This window comes from Mesorhizobium sp. M1E.F.Ca.ET.063.01.1.1, assembly GCF_003998155.1.
Classification (GTDB): domain Bacteria; phylum Pseudomonadota; class Alphaproteobacteria; order Rhizobiales; family Rhizobiaceae; genus Mesorhizobium.
On sequence record NZ_RZSC01000001.1, the window covers coordinates 76,216 to 100,581 of the forward strand.

Here is a 24,366-nt window from a genome sequence, read left to right on the forward strand (position 1 = left end):
GTATCTCGCTGCTCTTTCCTTCATTCATAAGGGGTGAGGATTGTGGAAATGAGCGTCAACTCACCTGCAATGAAAGCGGCATCGCACGAGAGCATCTTGGCTCGCCTGCAGGACGACATCGATCGATTGCCCAATGCGCTCGCTCGCATTGCCAAATACATTCTGGAAAACCCGGAAAAGGTGCTGCACCAATCGGTCGCGGAGCTAGGTGAATTCGCGGCCAGTGGTGAAGCGAGCATATTGCGGCTTTGCCGGCAGATAGGCTTTTCCGGCTTCCGCGACTTCAAGCTGGCATTGGCGGCCGAGATTGGCCGCCCGGGACTGCCTCCTACTGCTGCTGGAACTGCGGATAGCGCTCTGCAATCCTTGCACGACACCATGGCGCAAAACCTCAGCATCGCACACAACAATGCCGATTCCGAAACTCTCGCGAAGGTCGCCGCCGCGCTTGCGGCAAGCAGACGGATCGACCTCTACGGCGCCGGAATGTCCGGTATAGCGGCAGAACTGCTTGCCTATCGGCTTTTGCGTGTCGGGCTAACGGCCTTTGCGTTCAGGAATTCCAACATGGCTCACGAAGTCGCCAGCGGGCTTAGTCCCGGATGCGTTGCGATCGGCCTTTCGATCTCCGGCCTCACGGTTGACACCGTCCAGTTCCTCAAGGGCGCCCGTTCTGCGGGGGCACTGACCGTCGCCATCACCAATCGCGCCCGCAGCCCGCTCGAGAAAGCGGCTGACTTCACCCTGCAGGCCTCCGGCCTTCAAGACCACCCGATCGGCGGCACCCTAACATCGACGATCGGCAAGATCTTTGTGATCGAAAGCCTCATGCTGGCGCTCGGAAAGGCGATGGATAAACCGGTTGCCAAATGAAATTAAACTCCATATTGTCACGAAAATGAAATAAAGCACCGATAGAAGTCACGCCCACCGAAAGGGAACTCGGAATGGCAGCGTTAGACCTTCACATCGACGACATCGGCAAGCGGTTTGGCGCGATTGATGTCCTGCGCGGCATCTGTCTAAGGGTTGCTGCGGGGGAGTTTGTGACACTGCTGGGGCCGTCCGGGTGTGGTAAATCAACGCTTCTTCGGATCATCGCGGGGCTGGAGCGTGCCGACCAGGGCCATGTGCGTGCAGGCGGCAGGGGGCTGGACGCGGTGGCGCCGAAGGACCGCGACCTAGCCTTCGTGTTCCAGAGCTACGCCCTTTATCCGCATCTGAGCGTGCACGACAACATTGCTGCCCCGCTGGTCATGCGTGAGCTAAGCAGCTTGGAACGGCTTCCTGTGATTGGCGCGCTGCTGCCCGGAGCCATCCAACGCAAACGCTCGATCCAAGAGCGGGTCCGGCAGACATCAGGGCTTCTCAAGCTCGACGCGCTGCTCGAGCGTCGACCGTCGGCGCTGTCGGGCGGGCAGCGCCAGCGCGTGGCTTTGGGACGCGCCATGGTGCGCAAGCCGAAGATCTTCCTGATGGACGAACCCTTGGCAAACTTGGACGCAGCGCTGCGCATCCATACGCGTGGCGAGATCGCACGGCTTCACAAGGAAATGGAAACGACGACTATCTTCGTTACCCATGACCAGGCCGAGGCGGCAGCGCTTTCAGACCGCGTCGCAGTCATCTTTGGCGGCGAACTCCGTCAGGTCGCAGCCCCTGCCGATCTCTATCGCGAACCCGTCGATCTAGACGTAGCGCGCTTCCTGGCGCAGCCATTCCTGAACGAGCTGGCAGTGGCCGCACCTATAGGCGGCGGGCTCATGATCGGCGGCAGCAGGATCATCATTCGCGACGCGCTCGGATCCGGGCTGGCCGGAACGCTGGCCTTCCGCCCCGAGCATGCGACCCTGGCTGAGAAGGATCATCCAGGAGCCCTGCCGGTTCGCGTCACGCGCATTGAGCAAGCAGGGATCGACGCTCACGTCTTTGTCGATGCCGAGGCCGGCGCTCAGTTCGTCGCCCGCATTTCCGCCGAGCGCGCGCGATCACTGCGTGACGGCGACAATCTGGGACTGACCATCGACGCTGAAAAGGCATGGTTCTTTCCTTCCAACGGCTCGCGCCAGCGTGGCGATCACAGCGGGGCAGCCTGACATGGCCTTAGCCAACGACATTCCGCTCAGTTCCTTAGCTCCGAACACTGCATGCAGGTACCGGCCGGCTCGGGCCCAGGCGCAAGCTGGCATAATTCTGTCCGTGCCGGCGACGCTGTTGCTTGTTGCCCTTGTCATCGGACCCGCCATTCTTGTCTCCTTTCTGTCCTTCACGAATGCGTCGCTCGGCTTGGCCGGAATCCAATTCATCGGGGTTGCTAATTATACGCGCATGTTGACCGACCCTGGCTTTGCTCAGAGTCTGCGCAACACCGCGCTCTATGTGGCTGTGGTCGTGCCGACGGCAATCGGGTGGGGGCTGCTCGTCGCCGTTTTGATCGCTAGATCACGGTTCGCAGTTCTCTATCGAACCGCTTACTTTCTGCCCGTGGCTGCAAGCTTGGTTGCTCTCGCGACCGCGTGGGAAGCAATCCTGCATCCAAGTCTGGGTTTTGCCAACACGCTGCTGCAGCTCCTGGGCGCATCGCCCGTCAGGTTCCTGTCCGACCCGGCGACGGCCATATATGCGCTCGCGGCGATCGGCGTCTGGCAGTTGGTTGGCTTCAACATGATCCTTTTCCTGGCTGGCCTTTCGACCATTCCAGAGGAGCTCTACGAAGCTGCGACTATCGACGGGGCGGACAGGGGACTGAAGCGCTTCCTTCTGGTCACCTGGCCGATGCTGGCGCCAGTTACGGTGTTCGTCACCGTGATGACAATTATCCGCGCCTTTTCGGTTTTCGAAACGGTCGCGGTCCTCACACAGGGAGGGCCGATGAAATCTACCTCCGTCGTTCTTTACACTTTTTATGAAGAAGGTTTCCGCTTCTTCCGCGTCGGATATGCTTCTGCGATCTCCGTTTCCTTTTTTGTCTTCGTGACTTTGCTGTCGCTCGTCCAGATGCGCGTCTCCGAGCGTCGGGCGCGCTGGAAAGCAAATGGAGGCCAGTGATGATCCTGGGGCAATCTTCCTCTTCCCGCATTGTCTCGCATGCTGTGCTTGTCACCGGCGCGATCATCATGGTCTTTCCGTTTCTGTGGATGATCCTTGCCTCGCTGACGCCACAGAGCGAGATCTTTGACGGCAGCCTGCTTCCAACGCCGACCCTTCACGGCGCAATCGACAATTACGGCACTGCGCTCTCGGCAATTCCGCTGCTTCGGTTCATGGCAAATGGCTTTGTCGTGTGTCTGGCAATTCTTGTGTTGCAGATCGCGATCGCCATCCCATGTGGCTATGCGCTGGCCAAGCTGTCCTTCCCGGGCCGCCCTATTCTGCTTGTCGGCGTCCTGCTCGGCCTTCTGGTGCCGGTGCAGATACCAACCATCCCGATCTACATAGCCCTCGCAAAATCCGGACTGCTCGACAGCTATGCCGCTCTGGTTCTGCCCTGGATCATTTCGGTGTTTGCCATCTTCCTGTTCCGGCAGTTCTTCGTGACCTTTCCCGATGAGGTGCTCGACGCGGCGCGGCTCGACGGTTTCAGCGAGCTATCGATCGCCTGGCGAATCATGCTGCCAGCAGCTTGGCCGGCCGTCGTCTCCTTCTCGATCTTCTCTATCGTGGCCCATTGGAACGATCTTTATTGGCCAATGGTGGTGATAACCAATCCCGACATGATGACGGCTTCGCTCGGCATTGCCTATTTCCGGCAGGCCGGCGAGGGCGCCGGAAATGTCGGTGCGCTGATGGCGGGGGGCGTTCTCGTAACTGCTCCCTTGGTCGCTTTTTTCCTTCTCATGCAGAAACACTTCATCCGAGGTCTGGTGCTCGGCCGACACTAGCTCCGTCTCTAAAAACCCCCATCTCAAAACTCAGGAGAGCAATGTGAAAACAGTTGCAATGATCCTTGCTGCCGGTGTCGCAGCGGCAGCCATGCCAGCGCAAGCCGAGACGAAACTCAATGTCTATTACGCCTGGCCCGAACACGAAGTGATCCACAAGCCAATTGCAGACCGCTTCATGGCGGGCCACCCGGAAATCAAGATCAGCTTCCGCGCTGCTGCGCCGAGTTATGACGAAGCTGTCCAGACGTTGATTCGTCAGAGCATGGCAGGCGAGTTGCCGGACGTTCACTATGTCGGCTTCAACGTGCTCCGTCCGCTCGTCACGCGCGGGCTCGTAAAGCCCATCGACGATCTCGTTGCCGCCCATCACCTGGCCGATAAGGGCTACACGGAACAAATCCTGTCTCTGGCAAGAATCGAGGGCCATCTGTACGGACTTCCCTTCGCCATGTCGACGCCGGTCGTTTATTACAATGCCGATCTCGTGAAGCAGGCGGGCGGCGACCCCGACAAGGTTCCGACCGATTGGGACAGCTTCGTCGCACTGGCCGGCAAGGTCGGTGCGCTCGGCAATGGAACGTCCGGCATGTATTACCAGCTCGGCTCGGACGACTGGGCCACGCAGAACCTGGTACGCAACTTCGGCGGCCAGATGATGAACGACAAGGAGAGCGACATCGCTTTTGACGGTCCTGCAGGCCAGGCTGCCGTCAAGCTGTTCAAGCGGTTCCACACCGACGGCGCTCAGCCGGCGATCGACTCCCATGCCGCCCGGCAGCTCTTCACCTCCGGCAAGCTCGGCTTCTTCTTCGCCTCTGCCGGCAGTGTGAGCGGTTTCGAAGGTGAAATTGGAGATCGGTTCAAGCTCCGCACAGCCAAGCAGCCGCTCGGCGCTGAAGATGCGACGATGCCGACGGGCGGCATGGTTGCGATAATCCTTACCGACGATCCCGCCAAGCGCGCCGCCGCCTGGGACTACGTCAAGTTCACCACAAGTCCTGAAGGCCAGAGCATTGTCGTGCCGAATACTGGTTATATGCCGACCAACACGCTTGCCCTCGACAAGGATCATCTCGCCGGCTTCTACGATAAGCACCCGAACTGGTACACCAGCGTGCTTCAGACGCCCCGCGCCCGCCCGTGGTTCTCCTGGCCTGGTGATAACGGCGTGCAGATCGGGGAGGTCCTCCGCGACGAGATGACGGCTATTGCGCTTGGATCCAAGGAACCGGAAGCCGCTCTCGCAGACATGGCGTCCGAGGTTCGCGCACTCCTGCCGAAAACGAACTGATCGCCTCGTCCGAGACGCTGCACGCTCCTGTGCGGCATCCCTCCCTTTTTCGGGATTATCCATGAAACTCATTCATCTGACCGACCCCCATCTTGTGCCGTTAGGCGCCATGCTCTTCGGCTTCGATCCTGCCCAACGGCTTCGCAAGACCATTGAGCGCATCAACCGCGATCACGCCGACGCCGAGCTTTGCGTCGTGACTGGCGATCTCACTGACGAGGGAGATTTCGCTTCCTATGTCCTGCTTCGCGAGGTGCTGCAGGAACTGCGCGTGCCCGCCCGCCTTCTGCTCGGCAATCACGACAGCCGCGAGAATTTTGTTCGGGCGTTTCCTGGAGAGCCGCGCGATGAGAACGGCTTTATCCAGTCGGTTCACGACGGATCTGCCGGGCGCCTCATTTTTCTCGACACATTGGTGGAAGGTTTCGGTCATGGCTCCTTGGACGATGGTCGGCTCGAGTGGCTGCTGGCCCGGGTGGCCGAGGCGTCGGATGTGCGGGCCTACCTCTTCGTCCATCATCCGCTGCAGCCGATCGGCCTGCCGCATTTCGAACCCTGGAGCACCGAGAATTGGCGCCCGATCATGCAGGCGATTGTCAGCGCCGGCAATGTGCAGCACATTTTCCACGGCCATGTGCATGTCGATGTTGGCGGCACCTGGAGCGGCATCCCTTTCAGTGCAAACCGCGGCGTGGCGCATCAGATCATTCCACATTTCACGCGGAGAGACGCGGACTTCGTCGAGGATGCGCCCGCTTTTGACATCGCGATAATCGACGTTGATGGGGTCCTGGTGCATCGCTTCGAAGTTAGCGACCGACATGTGGTCGAGGTCTCCGCAGAAGGTTGGGTTCCCGAGGGCATGCAATGAATCAACAGGCCTCTTATGAACTGGTCATCTTCGATTGCGACGGCGTTCTGATCGATAGCGAGACGCTGGCAAGTCGAATCGATGCCGAAGAACTTACCCGCATTGGCTATCCCATGTCGTATTCTGATGTGATTCTGCGGTTTACCGGCCTTTCCTCAGCCACCATGCGGAAAATGATCGAAGAAGACTGGGGCCGCCCTCTACCCAGCGACTTCGACGTCATCGTGCAATCCAGGATAAAGGAAAGCTACCAGACGGAACTGCAAGCGATCAGCGGCATTGACCAACTCCTGCATCAGTTGCGATTGCCGCGCTGCGTCGCATCGAGCAGCGCCCCGGACAAGCTGCGGCTTGGTCTTGAACTGACGGAACTTTGGGCATACTTCCATCCCCACGTGTTCAGCTCCGCCATGGTAAAGGCCGGTAAGCCTGCACCGGACCTCTTCCTGTTCGCTGCCGCCCAGATGGGCACTAAGGCAGCGCGCTGCGTCGTGGTCGAGGACAGCATTGCAGGCGTTCGAGCCGGTGTGGCCGCGGGGATGATGGTGATCGGTTTCACCGCGGGCGGCCACTGCCACGACGACCACGGTCAACGATTGCTGTCAGCCGGCGCTGCGGTGGTCGCGCGATCAGCCGAAGAACTTAGCGTCCTGCTGATGACGAGCGAAGTCCAGCCCAATACAAAATGGCAGGAGGCGGACCCGGTGGCAGCAGGTGCCGTAAGGTGAACTGCAGCAGCTTCCCATCCACTCAACCCCACAAAAATGTCTTCCTGTACCGACTGTCCCGGCGATTCCGTCCACTTGATATCCCTTGCATTCGATATCGGCGAAGTCTGACAGGCGGATGCGGCATGGGGCGGGCGCGCAAGCGACACTCAACGGTGTTCGACCGAGCTGCTCACAAATTACAATTGAGGGTCAAGAAGGAGCATTCGTGTCTGCGTGGGGGAACTCACCGGAGCTCGAAGCACAGGCCCGTGGCACCGTTTCGATGATGGACGAGTTACTTCATGATCAACCGAAAGCGATAGCGACCGAGGTCCCTTATGCGGCCCGAGCATTTACAACTCGCGACATTTATTGCCGTTCGTCGGTCAAGTGTTTGCTTGGAATCGAACACCTCGATCCGGGCGGCAGAGAGGGGCGACCCCTCACTGCTCACGGTTCGCTGTCAGACGCCTGAAATAGATGGTCACCACAACGACGGCAATCAAGTGGCCTGACGCAGCAGCGGTCTCTTGTCCCTCCCAGGGTCGGGCCCAATCTGAGTGTGGAGCAATGCAGAAAATCATTCATATCACGGATCCTCATTTTGTTGCCCCTGGCAAGACGCTTTACGGCATCGATCCGGCGCAGAGATTGCGCGACACCTTGGACCATGTCTCGTGCGTACACGCAGATGCCAAGCTCATCCTTATTACCGGCGATCTTGCTGATACAGGCGATCCAGCCGCTTACGCACTCTTGCGCGAGATCTTGTCGGAGGTCCGGCTCCCGGTCCATTTGACGATCGGCAACCACGATGACCGCGGCGCATTTCGAGGCGTATTCGGCGGGGAAGGATTCGTTCAGGCGGCTGTCGACTTGCACGACTGGCTCGTCGTCTTGCTCGACACAAAGGACGACATCAGCCATTTCGGTTGTCTTGACGGTGGCCGGTTTGAATGGCTGCAGGACCAGCTTTTCCGTGCCGCCGGCCGACCAGTCGTGGTTGCTATGCACCATACGCCGGCGGATTTGCATGTGCCTTGTTTTAAGACGAGCGATATGAAGGAGTCCGATCGGCTCCTTTCCATCCTTCGGAAAAACGCATCGGTCCGCCACATGCTCTTTGGTCACCGGCATGTTGCTGCAGCAGGCAGTTTGTCGGGCATATCGTTTACTGCCAGCCGTGGCACGGCGCAGCATATCGTTCTGGACTGGGAACAATATGGCAAGCCCATATTTGTGGCGGCTGCGCCATCATACGATGTCGTCATGTTGGACGGATCGGATGTCGTTGTCCATCGTCACGAGGGACTTGATCAGCTGCCTGTCATTCGTCCCGGTGATCCGAAATGATGGCTTCACCATCGATCAAAACGTCCGATCGGTCGCGGCCTCGACTGATCATCTTCGATTTTGACGGCACCCTTGCGGAGACGGAAATCGTAGCATCGGAGGTGATTTCGGCAAAACTTGCCGCGGAAGGTGTCCAGGTGCATCCAGATGAAATAACGGCAACGCTCTCCGGTGTTGAGCGGGACGATCAACAACGGCATCTGGAAAGACTTGTCGGTGTAAGCCTGCCGAAGAACTTCATGGAAACGGCCGCGGCTGAGATCCAGCTGGCCGCCTCTGGGACCCTGTCGGCGACACCTGGCGCGATTGAACTGCTCCAGTGGCTTTCCATTCCCTTTTGTGTCGCATCGAACACATCTCGTTTCGAACTCATCCACCGCATGAGAGCCGCCAGTCTCTTGGGGCTTGTAGGCTCACGGTTCTTCTCCTCCGATGACATCGGTGTCCGGAAGCCTGACCCTTCTGTGCTGCTATTGGCGGCGGAAATCATGGGCGTGTCTGCCAGAGAGTGCCTTGTCATTGAGGACAGCGTCATCGGTCTTAGTGCCGCGCGAAATGCAAATATGCGCTACTGCGCATTCGGGGGCGCTCGCCACCATACCAGTCGACTGAGGAATGACCTCCGGACCTTTGAGCCGGAGGCATTGTTGCTGAACTTGGCGGAACTTAAAGGTTTGCTTTGCCCAATGTAGAAAGAGGGCAGCGGCGTGGACGGTCCGCCCGCGCCTGCATCCGGAACACCATACCCCGGCGGGCAGTGCAATGGCGGACAGGTCATCAAGCTTGGTGCGGGATGCGGTATGCGATCTGGTCGCCAGCGGGCCTAGCTCACAATCCAGAATCGCGCATTTTGTTGCCTAAAACCCCGAGCTTCTTGGGGACTTATCTATCTCCAAACTCGTAAGTCAAACAAACAGCGGAGAAGCGTCGGTTTTGCGTTTTTGCCGTACTCTTGGCCTCTCTGGGTTTCGCGAGTTCAGGGTGGCGTTACCGGGGAGATTGAGCGCGATAAAGCCCGGCGACTGACACAGCACCTCGCCACTGAACTCGCATGTAAGACCGGAAATTGTGCGAACCTGAGCGCGGCCTTCCTACATTCGGTTGAGGCCTCAGCTCGCCTTCTCGACTACGCCCAGATCGAGCGCCTGACGGAGCGACTACAGAGTGCTACGCGTGTCGAAGCTCTTGGTATGGGCGTCTCCGCAATCTGCGCAGAGCTACTGTCACAGCCGCCTGATCTAGCTGGGGACCCCGGATTGTGAACATCGCTCGCGGTCTGGCTCATGGGCTGGACGCTTCGGCTTATGCTATCGGCATCTCCTATGAAAGATATGAGCGAGAGACCGTCGCCTTTCTCAGAACTGGCCGCGACCGAGGAGCGCATACGCTTGCAATAACGACGCGTGACAAATCGCCAGTCTCTGAGGTGGCGCATGAGGTGCTCCTACTCAGCTCCGGCGCGGGCCTTGGCCGAACCTGGACCGGCAACGCTTATGCCTTCAATGGCTCTTCTGAGTGAGTGCATCGCCGAGTGTCTGAAGGGGCACAGAAATGCTAGACTCCCAATGCCTCGCGAACCAAAGCATAGCTGTGCGAACGCTTGGTAAGATCTCTGTTGGTGCCAACACCGCCTTCAGCGAAGCCTTCCTTTCGCTCTTCAGATCGCCAAGTGTAGTTTTAGTCGGAGCCGGGCCTCTCCGAGGGCAATGACAAGAGATGCCACCCCGGGAAGTTCCGTCAGAACGGTCGCTCCGTTAGTGACGACGGCCGTCGTGCGGCGACCACCGAAGTATGGTCTACGAACAAAGAGAGGGCCAAGCGCAAACTGGTGAAACGACAGATGTACGGCCGCGGCAAGTTGGATCTAAAGGCCGTTAGTCGGCGGTGTAAAGAAATGTCACCGAGAGTGGGTCAAAGCCCCCGTGGTAAGCGCTCGCCGGGCGGAACTGGTCAGGGTTGCGCAGTCCGCTAGTCTCTCATGTTCCCTGTCAAGGCTGAGCGCAAGACGGATGGTCTGCTCGGCGTGGGCGAAGCAGTCGGATCGGCTGAAGCTGCACAGGGCTGGGGGTGGAGCTCTGAGACGACGGTTGATCAGACTCTCATCCGCGGGTTGGATACCGCCTTCCGTGTCTTCGTCTCGGGGCTGTCCTCTGTCTAGAGGGCGGGCGTCGAGCGGGTTGGCTCGGCCACATAACTAGCGACGGGAGTTCCCCACCGTGGCCCCACCCCCAACGCTGTGCAGCGGGTCGGGTCGAGACCTGTCTATGACGGTGCGACCTCCCGACCGATAGCCCACAAGAAGGCGGCCATCTCGCGTGCGATCGCGGCCACGACCACTGGTGGCTTCTTGCCGGCGGCGTTCAGGCGGCGATAGCGAGTGCAGAGCCTGATTTGCGCCTTCCAGGCGATGTCGCGGACAGCCTTCGGCAGACCCTCGAGCCGGAGCCTCAGCGCTTCGCTGACCCTGGCGGGGTAGCGGTAAGTCCAAGCCGCTTCGACCAAGGCGCGGCGGGCGCGTCGATTGCCGGCGAGCGTAAGGCTCGACCGGCGGACCGTATCGCCAGTCGAGCGCTCTCCCGGAACCAGGCCGAGGAAGGCCATCAACTGCGGCGGCGTATCTAAGCGGCGCACATCGCCGATCTCGGCCGCGAAGATCACTGCCACCAGGAACGAGGCGCCGCGCATCGCCTGATAGGCCTCGACGACCCGTGCCATGGACCAGGTCGGCACGATGGTGCGCAACTGCTCGTCCAGGCGGCGTAGCCGCTGAGCGGCGTCCTCGATCGCGTCGATCTTCTCCTGGAAGACAATCTGCTGCGCCATATGCTCGAAGCTCTGGCGGGCAAGCCAGCGCCGGTGCGCCAATGTCCAATGACCGCCGCCCTCGTAGATCCGGCCATGGCGCAGAAGGAAGGAGAGCAGTTGCTGGCGTTTACGGCGCAGATCGTCGCCTGCAGTTTCCCGGGCCCGAACCAGATCGCGGACAGCCTCATGGACGACGTCCGGCACCCACACTCCAGTCAGCTCGCCCGCCCGATGCAGCCGCGCCAGCGTGACCGCGTCCCGTCGGTTCGTCTTGATCCGCTCGCCCGACCGCTTCGGGATCAGGGCCGGCGCAACCACCATGCAGTCGTGACCAAGATCGCGAACCTGCCGGCACAACCCGTAACCCGTCGGCCCGGCCTCGAAGCAGACGTGCAGTCGATCATACTTCTTTCCCAGCTTCTTGATCGTCCGCTCTATCGCTGCAGGACTATTTTCGACCTCGCCGACAAACCGGACCTCGCCGGTGCGGCCGCCCTCCGCGATCGCCACCGCGTGCTTCTTCTTGGCTACATCAAACGCGACAAACGCTTCGCTATACTCTCCCATGGCTCGCCCTCCGTGCGTGAGGATCGGCTCGGCCCATCCGAGCAACCCTCGTCTCTTAATCGCACGAAAGGGCGGGCCACCGATCTCAGCCCTGGAACATGACGTCTAGCGTGGCGAAGCGACGAGCGCAGGAAATGGTTTGCGCGCAGGTCAGGTGCGTCGAGCGCCTAACGCCTCCTAGATCTTTCCGCGTCCGGTCCTCTGAGGCTTCCGCATCCGAGCGCCACGGCTGGCCATGGTCACACCTCATACGCATGGTGTATGCAGCTGAGGCGGCGCGCGGTGCATGCGTCATGTCCGGATGTCGAGAAATAGCACGCCGCAGAAACTCAAATTCTGCTAATCGAACGTTCAAAGGACGTCGAAACAAGGGGAAGCGTAGAGATGTGGTTTTGCAAAAATGCGGCCCAATGTCGTCGGACAGAAATGCCCAGTTTGGCTATTGAAGCCAAGAAGAACGCAAAAGCCGATGCAGCCTACGACGCGGTACTTCAATTGCTCTACAGCAAATCCCACATGCCGGGGCAGCATCTCAGCGATAAAGAGCTAGCGTCCGACCTCAACATCGGCCGGACTCCTATACGCGAAGCACTTATCCGACTTGCAGCGGAAGGGAAGATCGTGTCCTTTCCTCAAAGGGGCTACTTTACGAGACCTCTGGTCGAGTGGGTTCTATTGGACTCGTATGTGGTGGCGCGCGAAACACTTACCTTCGCCCTAACTCGTACACGGACTCACCCTCTCGACCGAACCGCCCCCTCTGGTGAGTTATCTCCAACGGAGCTCGCTCTTCGAGCGGAAGAAATATTCACTGACATAGCTCTGGGGGCATGTAATTGCGAAATTTGCCATATCATCGACAAGTTCTGTTTCTGCTCTCATGCCCTTCGCATAGAAATAACCGCGTCTGAGCTTTCCCCGGCTTTTCGAACCAGTCTTGCAAGGCTAACTGACGCAATGCCTCAGCTCGGCAAGACTACGAGCGCAGTGGCATCCGCATTGACTAACCACCTTGATGTAGAACAGCGCGCAGTGTCGCGCGCTTTGCAAAATATGAGCAGGAGACAGCTGGCAAACTTCACGTTTACAAAGAAGTATTGGTGAGCGATTTTCGCCGACATCAGCCGAGTAGCTGAGCCATTCGGCTTGGGCCGTCGCAGGAGGGCTGCGGGTCCCGTGCGATATGATGCTGGAGGCGGTCAAGAGACGCTTCGGATCGACGAGGGTGCCTCATCCGATCGAGACCTGTCGGAAAATGGCACCCCTACACCGGCAAGGAACACGCGCCTTCGCCTCTGCGCTGACCGCGTTACTTGCTCCACGCCCGTGAAGCGCCCCACGCCAGCGACGTGTCGGAAGCCTGGGTCAAAACCTTCAAGCGTGATTGCGTTCGCATCACTCCTTGCATGATCACCCATGGTTCTCCGCCAGATCGCCCGGTGGGATGACTACAACGAGATACATCCTCACTGAGCGCTCAGAATACGATCCCGGGAGGTCATTCTGACACAAACCCACTAGCCGGAGTGTTCGCGAAAGGGGCTACTAACATTGGACGCCGGCCCTCGGTCCGGCGAGTGCTTCAACCAATTACGGAAGCTCGGGGTGCTCCCAGCTCGCCAAGGTTGGCTGATTATCTGGCCCGCGGCTTTGGCGGGATGATATTCCTGCGCATCCGCGCTGCGCTTTTTATCTTTTAAATGGTGCCGGTACGAGAGGCTGAAAAAGCAACCTCGCGTTGTCACTTCCGATACTAAAATATCCCAGATAGGAGGCTAAAGGTAGGCGGAGAATAAATAATATATCCATAAATATATTTCAGAGGACCACTTCCCCTTCTTGTCAAGGGCTATTAGGTGTTGATTTACGAAGGAGGGACTGCATCGTTCAGCGAGTTCATTTCCGACGAGGTTGACGCCTCATACGCCGGTTGCGAGCTTGAAAGCTCTTTCCTGAACTCAACGTAGCGAGGGCGCTACGGCGCCCAGCCTGTTCTCAGGAGCGACTCTGCTCTTGTGGGTTAGCCGAGCCTCGTTGCAAGACGCAAAAGTATGCGAGAGACGGGTCGGTTCGGCTCGTGACTTCGCGAGTGGCCGATGGCCGATGTAACACAACCAGGCTAGATCATATGACCAAGGATGTAAGCTTAGCCACGGCAGCAAGCACACGATGCGCCCACCAGAAGGACACTTCTCTTGCGCTCTTTGGAGGAGATCCCACGGTGCCGGCTGGGCGAGTTGTTCTTTGGCCAGCTGCGAAACGTAAACATTTGAAGGCGCTCGCAAATGTTGTCGAAAGCGGCAAATATCATCGCGTCAATCACCCTATGGTGATTGAGCTCGAAAAGCGGCTAGCGGATTGGTCGGGTAACTGGTCTGTGCGCGCCGTTGGAAGCGGCACAGCCGCTATTCACGTGGCTCTCGACTACTACCGGAACCGAGGTCGCCGAGTCGTTACGTCGGCTTTGAACTGGCCGGGAGCCGTCGGCCCAATCACGATCAGTGGACTCGAACCGGTCTTTGTCGATGTTGAGCCAGACCTTGCCGGAGTTGATGAGAAGATGGCGGCCTCCCTCATCAAGCCAGGTGACGCGGCGACGCTCATAACTCATCTGTTCGGAAATAACCTCTTGGTTCCCAGCTTGAGATTGGCGGCGCGAGCGCGAGGCGTGGCGATTATCGATGATGTTTGCCAATCAATTGGCGCTGCGAAAGATATTGTCAATGGAGCTTACTTGGAGAGCGATGCACTCTCTCTCTCCGGCAACGGAGCTAAACACCTCGGGGCAGGTGAGCTTGGATTTGTCCTGACGAGGGACCCTGCTCTGATCCACCATGTAGATAATGTTTCGCTGACAAGCTCGTCGCGATGTGGAGCTAGGATATTCTCCCCGAACTCCAAAGGCTACAATTACCGACCCAATGTATTCTCTGCTGCCATTGCTAATCACAGGCTCAAGCAGCTTGACCGGCAGCTTAAAAAAAGGCGAAGGAATGCTAGGTTCCTTTGGCAGGAGATTGGCCACCTCTCAGGGCTTCTGCCTCTTTTCGATCCAGCAGATCATCAACAATCGATGCTGAATCTCCCGTTGCGTCTTGAGCCGGAAAAGCTCGGTTTTCTACCTGGCCCTACGGCCAGGGATTTCATCATTAAGCTTCTTCAAGCCGAGGGAGTTCCCGTTGCGGTCTGGCTGACGAAGCCCGTCTTTGAATATCTGCCGGATATCTGCGGCCAATGGTCAAGGACCGATTTTCCAAACGTCATGAAGATATTGAACACCATGTTTTACGTGTCGGAGATCGCTCCACCAAACGACGTTGAAGTGATGAAATTGTACGCGGCCGCGTTTCAAAAGGTCTGGGCAGCGCTTCCAAACCTAGCTTCAAAAATTCCTGAGATCGTATCTGTTGCCTGAGGGCGGGATGGCAAGCCGATGGACTGCTCAATAAAAGGTTTTCCACCATATGGCTTTTCGATTGTTCTCAAATTCGGCGGGAGCATCATGCGTGATCTTGCCGTGTGTAAGCTCGCACTGGCTGAACTTGAGCGTCTCGCCGATAAGGGCCATCGAATCCTACTTGTTCCAGGCGGCGGCATCCCGGACAAAGCAATTGAGGCGATTGATGCAGCCGAGCGATTAGATCCGTGTACCGCGCATCATGCGTGTGCTCTAGCACAGGACCAAACGGGGTATTTGCTTGCGGATGCCGCCTTCTCTTCCAAACTAGTTCCATCGGCCAGCCTAGGCGAATGCCGAACTCTCGCGAGACTTGGGAAGATTCCAGTGCTGCTGCCTTCCCGTTTGCTGTTTGCGGCTGACCCAGTGGAATGGAGTTGGGACGTCACATCCGACGCCGTTGCCGCGTGGATCGCTTGGTTAACTGGGGCACCACAGCTGGTGATTTTGACAGATGTCGATGGCGTGCATCGCGGTGGAGCAACCGACGATCCCGCTGCACTTATAGAGCAGATCGCTGCTCAAGATCTTGTCCTTCTCGGCCACACCTCGATTGACGCCTGCGCGGTCGAATTCATGGCGAAGAAAAGCCTTCCCGGCGTTGTGATTAATGCCCGTCATCCCGCTCGTCTCGCCGATTGGCTGGAAGGGAGACGCGTTAGAGCGACTAGGATCACCGTCGCGAGCAGGAAGGCCCATATCACAAGCGACCCTTTGGGGGGGGCGGCATGATGTCATCCACGGCGCTGATAGTGTATGGCCCGGAAGTCGCGCGCTCTGGCCTAACCTCGCTGCTCGACGAATTTATTCGCCGGCGAACCGGTTTGGAACTCTCGGAACGGTTCTTTTCGATTCATAGTCGCAAATCCATTGATGCGTTTTATACCCTTACCTGTTCCACCGGCGGGAAGCATTGGCCATTGGTGCTGGACTTATTCGACATGCGTCCGGTTTGCGCCACGATCTGGAGCGGACCTAATGCGCTGCACTTGTCGCAAAAACTGAAGGGTAACACACAGCCGGCCCAGGCTTTATCCGGCACCGTACGTAGTCTCTTTTTCTGCGATAATCCCGTGACGAACCTCCTTCATGTGAGCGATAGTCATCAAGTAATGGATGCTGAGCTGAGAATACTTAGGTGCCGGTCGTTGGGCGACGAAGCGACTGCTTGGATTTCTCTCGATTCCGGCTACATTGCCCATTCATCTTTCCAAATGTTGCTAAACGTTCTCGGCGACAGGGGAGCTGCGCCGATGCCGGACAATCGGAGTGATGGTAGCGCGTTTGCCCACGCAAGATTCTGTTACGACAGAGCACTCCTAACCGCAGCAAAGTCGGGCCTAACGACAGCCGTCCAGCGGTATTTCCAGGGGGATCGAGCCGGTCTAGAAGGCCTCTTCCGGTATGCACCCCTCCGCTCATCTTGGGACCGCCTCATTCTTGAGGCCGGTCTGTTTTCAATGCCTCTTTGGAATTGCTTACTGAAGCGAACCGTTGATGCCGTCGAGCCGGGAAAACAACCAGGCATGGCACCGCGCCGGAAGGCCGGAGAACAATGAGCGAACTTGATCGTATCAGGACAACGCTTCGGACAAGTCAACAAGCCACTTTCCCGCGTCAGATGCAGGCATTCGGACTGGATCTGGTCGTACAGGAAGGGGTTTTTCCTCCAGAGCACTTCCAGAGTTGGCGTTGGATTAGCGAGAATTTTCCCCCATTCGACGGAAAGACCGTCTTAGAAATCGGCTGCGGTTTCGGTCTTCCCGGCCTTCTGTTGGCAAAGACTGGCGCGCTGTCGTTGCTGACTTGTGACATCAATCCGAGGGCCGTCGCGAACACGTTGGAGAATGCTGCAAGAAACGGAATTAGTAACGTCGAGGTCATCGCAAGCGATATATTTAACAATGTTCCACCTGGCAGAAGGTTCGACATCATATTTTGGAACTACCCGTCGAGCTACGCTCCAGAAGATTACGAGTTTGTCCACGACCTCGAAGGTGGTGCGATCGATCCAGGGTACAACTTGCTCGAGAGATTTCTTTCAGATGGCCCAAGGTTCCTTACGGAATCAGGTCGTATCGTTCTTGGGTTCGGCACTAATGCCCGTGACGACCTTCTTGAAAAGATTGCGGGTTCAAATGATCTCACATCTGTGCTTCTGCGAGCCGGGACCTATCCCGACGTCAACGTAACTTACAGGCTGTTCTCAATATCAAAGAAGGCCACAAGCGCATGATGCCCGAGCTGATGCGCATTGCGTTGGTCGCCATTTCGCGCAATCGGAGCAAAGATAGCTGGGTAGCGGGCAGTAGCGTCCTTTCGCAGTTCATCCAGCGTGCGCCGAACGACATTGACATTCATCATGTCAATTTGGCCGCATTCAATCAGGCTGTGGATAAGGATACCAGGGCTCTGGCGGACGCGGGGTTCTCCATTGCCACATCGCGACCTGCCGACGCGGAGCTGGAGATCGTATTCTTGAGATCGAACGGGACCCTGGCGATAAATTGGGTTCTCGAACAGGAACGACCGACGGCGTTAATCAACGATCCGCTTTTTGGGACAAGGGCGAGTTTCGCGGACGTCATCGCGCGAAAGGTCGAGATGCACCTGGAGAACCACCATTCGAAGCACAGGGATGATCTCCTTGCACTCCTGGAGCATTCCGCCTCAATCTCGGCCGAAATGAGTCTGGACCAATTGGTTGGTAGCATCTCCGCGCTAGACCTCGCGAAATACGTCAATACCAACCTTCGTGGCAGCACGCGATAGATGTCAGCCCCCAATCTCCCAGGAATTCCCGAACACCGTGGCAAACGTAGAAGTGGACATGGAAGAAGCTCGACCTGGTCCACCGATCTGTCGACCGGCAAAAGGAGCCGCTGACTTGCTGTCGGTGAAGAAGGAAGCTAGGATCTTGCCTGCCTTCCTGCGTCCCACGCTGCTGCGGCCGACCCATGCCCTCTCGAGGCCCTCCAGCGCCACTCAGTCGGCGAGCGCGCCGTCGAAGGTCACGGAGTCGACCTGGTGCTGCAGCCTTGCCCAACGACGAGGAACCTGCCTTGTCCTCCGGTTTGATCCCGGTGTAGTAGTTCGTCAGCTTCTCAATTGTTGAAGCTTCCCCTATGATCACCAAACACCCGCGCGCCGTGGCAAGAGGGTTGCTCGGTGAGTTCGTCGTTTCCATGTAACAAGCACGCAGTACGCACAGTCGAAAGTGCGGTTCAAGTTTATCGCTTCAATGGCTCGTGCACGCGAGCACGCGCGACGAAGACCGAGGTGGGATCCGGAAATAACCTCGGAACTGCCCGAATTGGCCTTGGTGGGGATTCAGACTTCCGCCATCTGCAGACACTGGCAAAGATATTCGCTCAGCAACACCAGAGGCGGCACGTGCATCGCCGACCCGGCCTGTGGCCAAGCCTCAGCCGAGGTAAACAATACCACCTCGTCCGCAGTCCGGGCGATCGGGCAGTCAACGCGGGTCGTAATGGCAATCGTGTATGCTCCGGTTTCGCGCGCAATAGCCAGAAAATCCTTGGTTTCCACAGTGTGGCCACGCGACGAAATGCCAATGGCGAGGCTCAACGAGCCAAGCCCTCGCGCGAGAGCGTGAGACACGGTGGCGGACCCCGAGCAATGTGCGGGGAAACCTAGGCAGATCAGTCGCATGGCCAGAATATCAGCGCAGACGGATGACGGCCCCGTGCCGAACAGTTCGACGCGTCGGGCCGCTCGGATGCGGTTGGCAAACCCACTAATTTGAAGGTCGTCAAAACCACGAGCGGACACGGAAATTGAGTTTTGTAAAGCAGAACTGAGGATGGCGATCCGAGGAGCTGTGTCTACAGCTTCTGATGGCGCGCGTTCAGCCAGTTCGCCGCTCAACTTCCGCCGCTCAATTTCGCCGCTGAGCGCAATCTTAAACTCGCGAAATCCCGCGAGTCCCAAGGTTCGGCAAAATCTTACAATTGAAGCAGAACCGGTAGCGGTGTTGCGCGCAAGGTCGGCAATGGACAGCGCCAGAACAGCCTCGGGGTCTTGTGCAACATACAGAGCTATACGTGCGAGCGCATTCGGAGCCGTGTTAATTGCATCATAGATGATGTCTAGCAGCAATTTCTGTGTATGTCGGGGCTTCCGCATGTGTCTTAGTGTTCGTTCCAAGCTGGCAGTCGACCCGCGAAGGCCTAGCAAGGCCCTGCATATTCGAGTCTCGCTGACGGTTCACTGACGCAGATCATAGACAAGGTCGATATCGGATTCCGGCTGCCGCTCCGTTCGCGCCCATGTCTCGGCAGTCGGGGCAATGGACGCGAGGGCATGCGCTCGGCCGCTCGCGAGGCGGTCTTGCGAGTGGCCTCGTTTAACGACGTCTCCTGGCCCGATGCTGTCAATGGAGCTTACTTTACTGGCTGCGCATGCGCCGCGCAAACCGTGGTGTCCTCGTCGTCAGGGCAGTGGGGACGACTGCACGGCAACGCAAGCGGTGCCGTCTGGGAAAATATATTCATTAGTATATTGGCGACATAACCAATCTTACTTGCATTCTTCTATGATTAGGTTCATCGTCCGATCGAAAACGGGGGCATGACAAGGTGACTACATCTCTAGGGAACGCCGACGTGGCGTTTGGTAAATAGCTCATCTCAGCAAGTTGGCCACGAGCTTGCCGATGCCACCCGTACTAGCGGTTCGTCTCGCGGCTAGCGCATGCGACGGGCTTTACTTCTCTGGTACGGCAACAGAGGGCGCGACTGCTTGGGGTCAAGCTGGTCAGGAACTTGTCCTGTCGCGCATTGGCTCCGGCTGTTTAAAAAAGCCGCTGCAACAGTGAGGAAACCACAATGTTTCACCCGCTTCCAGAAGAGCTGCGCGATATCGCGGGTCAACCCTTTCCACTTTATCCCTGCTCGAATGAATCTTGGTCAATCAAGCCGACGGCCGGCCGCTCAAGCTCGCGGGTTATGATATGTTCCATTCCGAAGGCGGGCACCCACCTATATGCCCGTCTGCTTGGACTGCTCGGGCTTGTACAGTCCGATGTGTTCTTTAATAAAGACTATCTTGGAGACTTCCGCTTTGTGGATGTCGAGCGAGCTCGCTTCACTCATTTCGAAAATATTCTATGGATACCGATCGAGATATCCTCGCGCTTTATTCAGCCCGGTCAGTTTGGCTATGGGCATCTACCGTGCGACATCGGCACTCGCCATTGTTTAGCGGATTTCAAGATCGTCTTTCTTTCGCGCGAAATGCGTGCGGCAATTGTGTCGCAGATGCGATATGTAGGTGACAGCGATTGGTGCCCGCCTGAGAGGGCTGAGATTACGTGGCGCAATGAGCCGGACGGACCTGACAAAATGCTGAAGTACTTCGATGAGATCGCGCCTTTCATTTTCAATGATCGCTGCCATCCAGTGGCACCGTGGGCGGATCAGGAGAATGTTCTTGGATTGAGCTATGAGCAGATCATAGGCGACCAAGGACGCGAAGTTCAGCTCGAGACCATTCGCAGAATTGTAGAGTTTTGCGAGATCGAGCGGCCGCCGCAGCCTGAGCTGATCTTAAACCAGCTAATCGGACAGCAGACCTTCACCCTGTCCAGCGGGCGAACTTCGTGGGAGGCTTGCTGGAATGCCGAGATCGAGGCGCGGTTTACCGCGCTGGGAGGGACGAGACTCAACGAGCGATTCGGATTTGGTTCGAGATAGATTTCAGGCTGTCGCAGAGCCCGGCGATGGCAGGTACGCTCGGAGCCGCTCGCCGGACGTTTATGCGAGCGATATTCTGGAAAGGCGCGCTGACCACTGCCCACCTGCCGCCCGCGCAATCACTTCCTGAAGTGCCGACATCGCGATTGGCGCGGGGCTTGCAAGGACCCTTGGTGCAACGTTCGACCGGAGCGCAGCGACGGGAGATGCCCGGGAGGGAGGAACCTGCCTCGATCCGGTTAGGAGACAAGAATTGTTGAATATAATCCCGCACACCGCAGCGCGAGTCCCGCGCGCCCTAAGCCCTCTTATCCCAGCTTTACGTGCAGGTGTTTGCTGCAGTCACGCTCAGCCATCGCACTCGGCCGCCTGAAGCCGCTCGGCGAACGGCGACCGCGGGGGCAGTTCGCACGCACACAGCGCCGCTCACGGATGGGTCGGCTGTTGGGCCCAGCCATCCCACCGCATCTCTTCGAATAGCACGAGCCCCTTGACCTCCCGTCATCCGCGAACAGCGGGTGAGGCATTAAAGCGGTGCCCCCTTTGACGTCAAAAGGCCAGCCGTTGCCGCCCTGCCGTTCACTGTTAATTGGAGCCTAACCATGCCTTACGCCAAAAGCCGGCCGTATCGCTCTTTCAGCCCTAGCCCTGCTTTTTTTCGGGCTGGCGACGCAATATGGTCCAGTTGCCAAAGACTACGTGCGCCAGCATGAAAACCATAGCCGGCTCGTCGCGTTTTGGCGGAAGCTCATTCCAGAGCGGCGCGACGCACTCTTAAACGACGCCGCTGCGCCAACTGCTGGCAACCCGAATGGCGACGTCCCTCTCGTCTTATTTTTGGACTACAACTGCCCGCGGTGCCGGGCGGAAGACCGTACAATCCAGCAAGCCCTCAAGCATGATCCCATGCTGAAGGTTGTCTACAAACATTGTCCGGGCAAGAGACCGGGTTCCAAATTTGCCGCACTGGCGGCGCTCGCCTCCAGCAAACAGGGAAAATATGAGGCGTTCCATCACGCCCTTATGGCTGCTCGCGGCCAGCTCAGCCAATTCGACATCTTGACTATCGCACGACACGTTGGCCTCGAGGTTGAGCAGCTCAAGCGGGACATGGAAGACCGCGCCATCGAAAACGTCCTCGAGCGCAATTGCGCGCTCGCCAAGGAGCTGTACATCAACGTCACGCCGGCGTTGGTTCTCGGCGACGAAGTGATTTCAGGTGTGCTCAAGATTCACACGCTGGAACGCTTCATCGCCACAGAGCGGGAAGAAGCTAAGCGTCGTGCCGGATCACAACTTCGGCATTTTGACAGCGTGGCGGCCGGTGCGATCCCGTTCTTTGGCCACGAGTGCCGCTTCTCGCGCCGGGCCAAATCTCTTATATGGCCCGGCAACGCGGTGCTAGCGTGCAAAGTCCTGCATTCAGCTCGCTTTCCTCAACTTGGCCGAACGCGATCGCACAGCTCGGGATCTATTCAGCCGGTCCTGGTGTTTCCGTTCCGCCATCGGCGTCTTTCACCGAAGCCTCGCCAGAAGATAGGCGGGAGGCGCGCCGACGCCTGCTTCAGATCGCGGCCGGCGCGACGATGATCGTCATGGGCTCTCGCCCCCCTGGGGTGATCGTACAAGTCCCGATTGTCAGAAGAATCTGTTGACGTGGACGCCTCGGCGCCAAGCTCGCGCCACCTGTCGACAGCGCGGCCCTTGGCGTGTTGGATAAAGCCGCAAAGCGGTTGCAAGAAATCCCGTTCGGATTGACGAAAATGACGGTGGCCGCACCCATGCACCTCGATCATGCCATTCAAGGCCGAGGCTCTGGTCGAGGTCACCTCATTGAGGATGACGGCGGCCGGAATTGCCTGGATCAAGCAGCCAACCGTGGTGCGCGACACCTCATTTATTGAATTGAGGGTGGCGCCGGTGTTCCGGCATTGAAGTCCTGATATCAATTGTGCGACAGGCTGCCTCATCGAACCGCTGGCGGAGGCAAGCGTGGGCTGCAGCACCAGATCACAGGCATGCCGCCAGCGAGGCCATCCCATGTGCTTAATGGCCATGCCGCCAAGATCGAATTCGCTACCCGCATGAAACCTTGGTGTGGTGGAGGTGTTGAGAGGCACCTGCGCTAGGCTGGCGAACGGTTAGAAGCGGGCAAAACCCGTAGCTCAGCTCATAGCCCGCCTAAACAAAGGCGGGCATCGTAGAAGGCCGCAGTCCTTCGGACTTAGGTCCAAAAGAGCGGCCCAGGTGATTTCGCAAGCCGGGCGGGGGTTTGCGCCGTTCGCATCAAGAGCTGTCCGCCCGGCCAATTCTGTCCCTCACATAAGCTGGCGGTCAGCCGCAAACGGTATACCAGCTGTCGAATCGGCCATTGTTTGGAGCCGCACACAGAGCGCCGTAACAAACCTTCTCACCCTTGAAGTAGGCCAGGAACTGCAGCAAATGCGATATTTCGTCCTGTTCATCTTGGTCCCGGATACGCTCCGGACCGCCCTGCGATTTCAATGCCATCTCGATCAACTCGATCGCCCGATCTTTGTTGCCGCTCTCGTGATAGTACAGGGCTGCCAAACGATAAGGCAGGAGCTTACGTTTGTCGCTTTCCGGGGGATTCAGTGCCAGGATGTGTTCGGACAGCTGTTTTCCCATCGCCAAGCGCTCAGCAGACGGAAAGTGCGAATGGTCAAGATTCGGAAAGAAGAGCTCGTCTAACGCCGCAACCATCCAATTCTCGGAGTTTCTGTTGATCGCGTCGCGAACGAATTGGCGCATGACGGGCAAGCCGACCTGCATGTCCTTCATTTTGTGAAGCAACAGATTCACATGAGAACGGCGGAAACCGAGGTTGTCCGGCATCAAGGCGATGCCTTCTTCGATCGCCGAGAGCGCCGTCTTCCAATCCTTTTTCTCCACCGCCGCCCGATATCTGTCCTTGATCGGCTTCTTCAGCGCTTGTTCGCGCGCTATGGGTTCGCCTTCCGCGATCCGCTCCGCATCGGCGGATTTTGCCTGATCGCTGGTGCGCCAGCTGCCGTTAAGCACCTTCGGCAAGACCTCATCGAGTTCCGTCGGTTCACCAATAAAGGCGATGCAGCCGTCTCGGTCGACCACGAAACTGGTGGGAATCCAGAAAGAAAAGCTGGGCTCCATCCAAAGCTTGTCCATTTCGCCTGTGGAGTCGAATGCGATCCGATAGTTCAGATTCGGGAACTTTTCCGTCAACCAAGCGTCCAACGTGCTTCGGGCCTCATCGGCCGTTGGAGCGCGTTCACTAGCCGCGACTCCTACGATCTCAACGCCGCTTTCCCTGTATTTCTCCTGCAGCTGCATCAGATGGGGCATCCCGTCCACACACGAACCGCACCAAGTTGCCCAAAATTCGACGATGTACACTTTGCCGGGCTCGAAGCTGGTGAGGGGCTCGCCACGCAGCCAGGTTTCCGCTTGAATCGAAGGAGCCGGGGACTCGATCTGCAACACCACGTTGTTCTCCAAAGCCGTTGTCAAAGGTTGTGAGATTTTCTGCACGAGCTTATTTCCCTCTCAGAGACGGCACACGGTTCAGGGGAGAGAACATCCTCGTCTGCTCCATTGCATACCGTCCTGCTGCAAGCGTTGCAAGGTCCATGCCAGCGGGCTCAGCGCGCAAGTGCATGAATATGCTTTGAAAAACCTCCGCAGTGCCCGGATGGCGGTTGGATTGAACCTGACAAG

Annotated in this window: 21 protein-coding genes; 18 read left to right on the top strand and 3 right to left on the bottom strand. The window is 58.0% G+C overall.

Annotated elements, in window-relative coordinates:
• Positions 1-48 precede the first annotated feature (48 nt).
• From EOA29_RS00375 to EOA29_RS00415, 9 genes are all read left to right on the top strand, one after another.
• On the top strand, positions 49-873 hold the full coding sequence (locus tag EOA29_RS00375) for a MurR/RpiR family transcriptional regulator (RefSeq protein WP_127220026.1): 825 nt from the start codon (positions 49-51) through the stop codon (positions 871-873).
• 74 nt (positions 874-947) lie between these two features.
• Positions 948-2,096: an ABC transporter ATP-binding protein gene (locus EOA29_RS00380; RefSeq protein ID WP_127220027.1), complete on the top strand. Its 1,149-nt coding sequence runs from the start codon at positions 948-950 to the stop codon at positions 2,094-2,096.
• A 103-nt stretch (positions 2,097-2,199) separates the two neighbouring features.
• Positions 2,200-3,048, top strand: a complete 849-nt coding sequence (locus EOA29_RS00385; RefSeq protein ID WP_245466518.1) for a sugar ABC transporter permease — start codon at positions 2,200-2,202, stop codon at positions 3,046-3,048.
• On the top strand, positions 3,048-3,881 hold the full coding sequence (locus EOA29_RS00390) for a carbohydrate ABC transporter permease (RefSeq protein ID WP_127220029.1): 834 nt from the start codon (positions 3,048-3,050) through the stop codon (positions 3,879-3,881). Before EOA29_RS00385 ends, EOA29_RS00390 begins: the two co-directional genes overlap by 1 nt.
• Before the next feature lie 43 nt (positions 3,882-3,924).
• A complete protein-coding gene (locus tag EOA29_RS00395) occupies positions 3,925-5,175 on the top strand; it encodes an ABC transporter substrate-binding protein (protein WP_127220030.1) in 1,251 nt (416 codons plus the stop codon).
• Positions 5,176-5,236: 61 nt separating this feature from the next.
• A complete protein-coding gene (locus EOA29_RS00400; protein ID WP_127220044.1) occupies positions 5,237-6,046 on the top strand; it encodes a phosphodiesterase in 810 nt (269 codons plus the stop codon).
• Positions 6,043-6,774: an HAD family hydrolase gene (locus EOA29_RS00405; RefSeq protein ID WP_051695327.1), complete on the top strand. Its 732-nt coding sequence runs from the start codon at positions 6,043-6,045 to the stop codon at positions 6,772-6,774. Before EOA29_RS00400 ends, EOA29_RS00405 begins: the two co-directional genes overlap by 4 nt.
• 552 nt (positions 6,775-7,326) lie before the next feature.
• Complete coding sequence (locus EOA29_RS00410) at positions 7,327-8,109, top strand: metallophosphoesterase (protein WP_164747226.1); 783 nt, start codon at positions 7,327-7,329, stop codon at positions 8,107-8,109.
• Entirely contained in the window at positions 8,106-8,801 is a 696-nt protein-coding gene (locus tag EOA29_RS00415) for an HAD family phosphatase (protein ID WP_127220032.1), read from the top strand. Before EOA29_RS00410 ends, EOA29_RS00415 begins: the two co-directional genes overlap by 4 nt.
• A gap of 1,570 nt (positions 8,802-10,371) precedes the next feature.
• Here the strand turns inward: EOA29_RS00415 and EOA29_RS00430 are convergent.
• Positions 10,372-11,481 carry an IS110 family transposase gene (locus EOA29_RS00430; protein WP_127220033.1) on the bottom strand — a complete coding sequence of 370 codons (1,110 nt, stop codon included), beginning with the start codon at positions 11,479-11,481 and terminating at the stop codon, positions 10,372-10,374.
• 384 nt (positions 11,482-11,865) lie between these two features.
• Here EOA29_RS00430 and EOA29_RS00435 point away from each other — a divergent pair, with 384 nt between their 5' ends.
• The 6 genes from EOA29_RS00435 (at position 11,866) to EOA29_RS00460 (ending at position 17,710) form a co-directional block, all read left to right on the top strand.
• Entirely contained in the window at positions 11,866-12,585 is a 720-nt protein-coding gene (locus EOA29_RS00435; RefSeq protein WP_127220034.1) for a GntR family transcriptional regulator, read from the top strand.
• Positions 12,586-13,609: 1,024 nt separating this feature from the next.
• Positions 13,610-14,896 (top strand): DegT/DnrJ/EryC1/StrS family aminotransferase, encoded by a 1,287-nt coding sequence (locus EOA29_RS00440; protein WP_091595886.1) that lies wholly within the window; start codon positions 13,610-13,612, stop codon positions 14,894-14,896.
• Between the two features lie 18 nt (positions 14,897-14,914).
• On the top strand, positions 14,915-15,670 hold the full coding sequence (locus EOA29_RS00445) for an aspartate kinase (RefSeq protein WP_051695332.1): 756 nt from the start codon (positions 14,915-14,917) through the stop codon (positions 15,668-15,670).
• A complete protein-coding gene (locus EOA29_RS00450) occupies positions 15,667-16,497 on the top strand; it encodes a nucleoside-diphosphate kinase (protein ID WP_236370659.1) in 831 nt (276 codons plus the stop codon). Before EOA29_RS00445 ends, EOA29_RS00450 begins: the two co-directional genes overlap by 4 nt.
• Entirely contained in the window at positions 16,494-17,174 is a 681-nt protein-coding gene (locus tag EOA29_RS00455) for a methyltransferase (RefSeq protein WP_029354798.1), read from the top strand. The genes EOA29_RS00450 and EOA29_RS00455 overlap by 4 nt, the downstream gene beginning before the upstream one ends.
• Complete coding sequence (locus EOA29_RS00460; protein WP_051695334.1) at positions 17,171-17,710, top strand: hypothetical protein; 540 nt, start codon at positions 17,171-17,173, stop codon at positions 17,708-17,710. The genes EOA29_RS00455 and EOA29_RS00460 overlap by 4 nt, the downstream gene beginning before the upstream one ends.
• Positions 17,711-18,268: 558 nt before the next feature.
• Here the strand turns inward: EOA29_RS00460 and EOA29_RS00465 are convergent.
• A complete protein-coding gene (locus tag EOA29_RS00465) occupies positions 18,269-19,057 on the bottom strand; it encodes a MurR/RpiR family transcriptional regulator (protein WP_187331388.1) in 789 nt (262 codons plus the stop codon).
• Between the two features lie 728 nt (positions 19,058-19,785).
• Between EOA29_RS00465 and EOA29_RS00470 the strand changes: the two genes are divergently transcribed.
• From EOA29_RS00470 to EOA29_RS41035, 3 genes are all read left to right on the top strand, one after another.
• The gene (locus EOA29_RS00470; RefSeq protein ID WP_127220036.1) at positions 19,786-20,652 is read left to right on the top strand and encodes a sulfotransferase domain-containing protein; all 867 of its coding nucleotides are present in this window, start codon (positions 19,786-19,788) and stop codon (positions 20,650-20,652) included.
• Between the two features lie 699 nt (positions 20,653-21,351).
• Positions 21,352-22,242 (top strand): DsbA family protein, encoded by an 891-nt coding sequence (locus tag EOA29_RS00475; protein WP_245460609.1) that lies wholly within the window; start codon positions 21,352-21,354, stop codon positions 22,240-22,242.
• Between the two features lie 204 nt (positions 22,243-22,446).
• On the top strand, positions 22,447-22,587 hold the full coding sequence (locus EOA29_RS41035) for a hypothetical protein (RefSeq protein WP_164746818.1): 141 nt from the start codon (positions 22,447-22,449) through the stop codon (positions 22,585-22,587).
• Positions 22,588-22,986: 399 nt separating this feature from the next.
• Here the strand turns inward: EOA29_RS41035 and EOA29_RS00485 are convergent, their stop codons facing one another.
• Positions 22,987-24,135 carry a TlpA disulfide reductase family protein gene (locus EOA29_RS00485; RefSeq protein ID WP_127220046.1) on the bottom strand — a complete coding sequence of 383 codons (1,149 nt, stop codon included), beginning with the start codon at positions 24,133-24,135 and terminating at the stop codon, positions 22,987-22,989.
• Between the last annotated feature and the right edge of the window lie 231 nt (positions 24,136-24,366).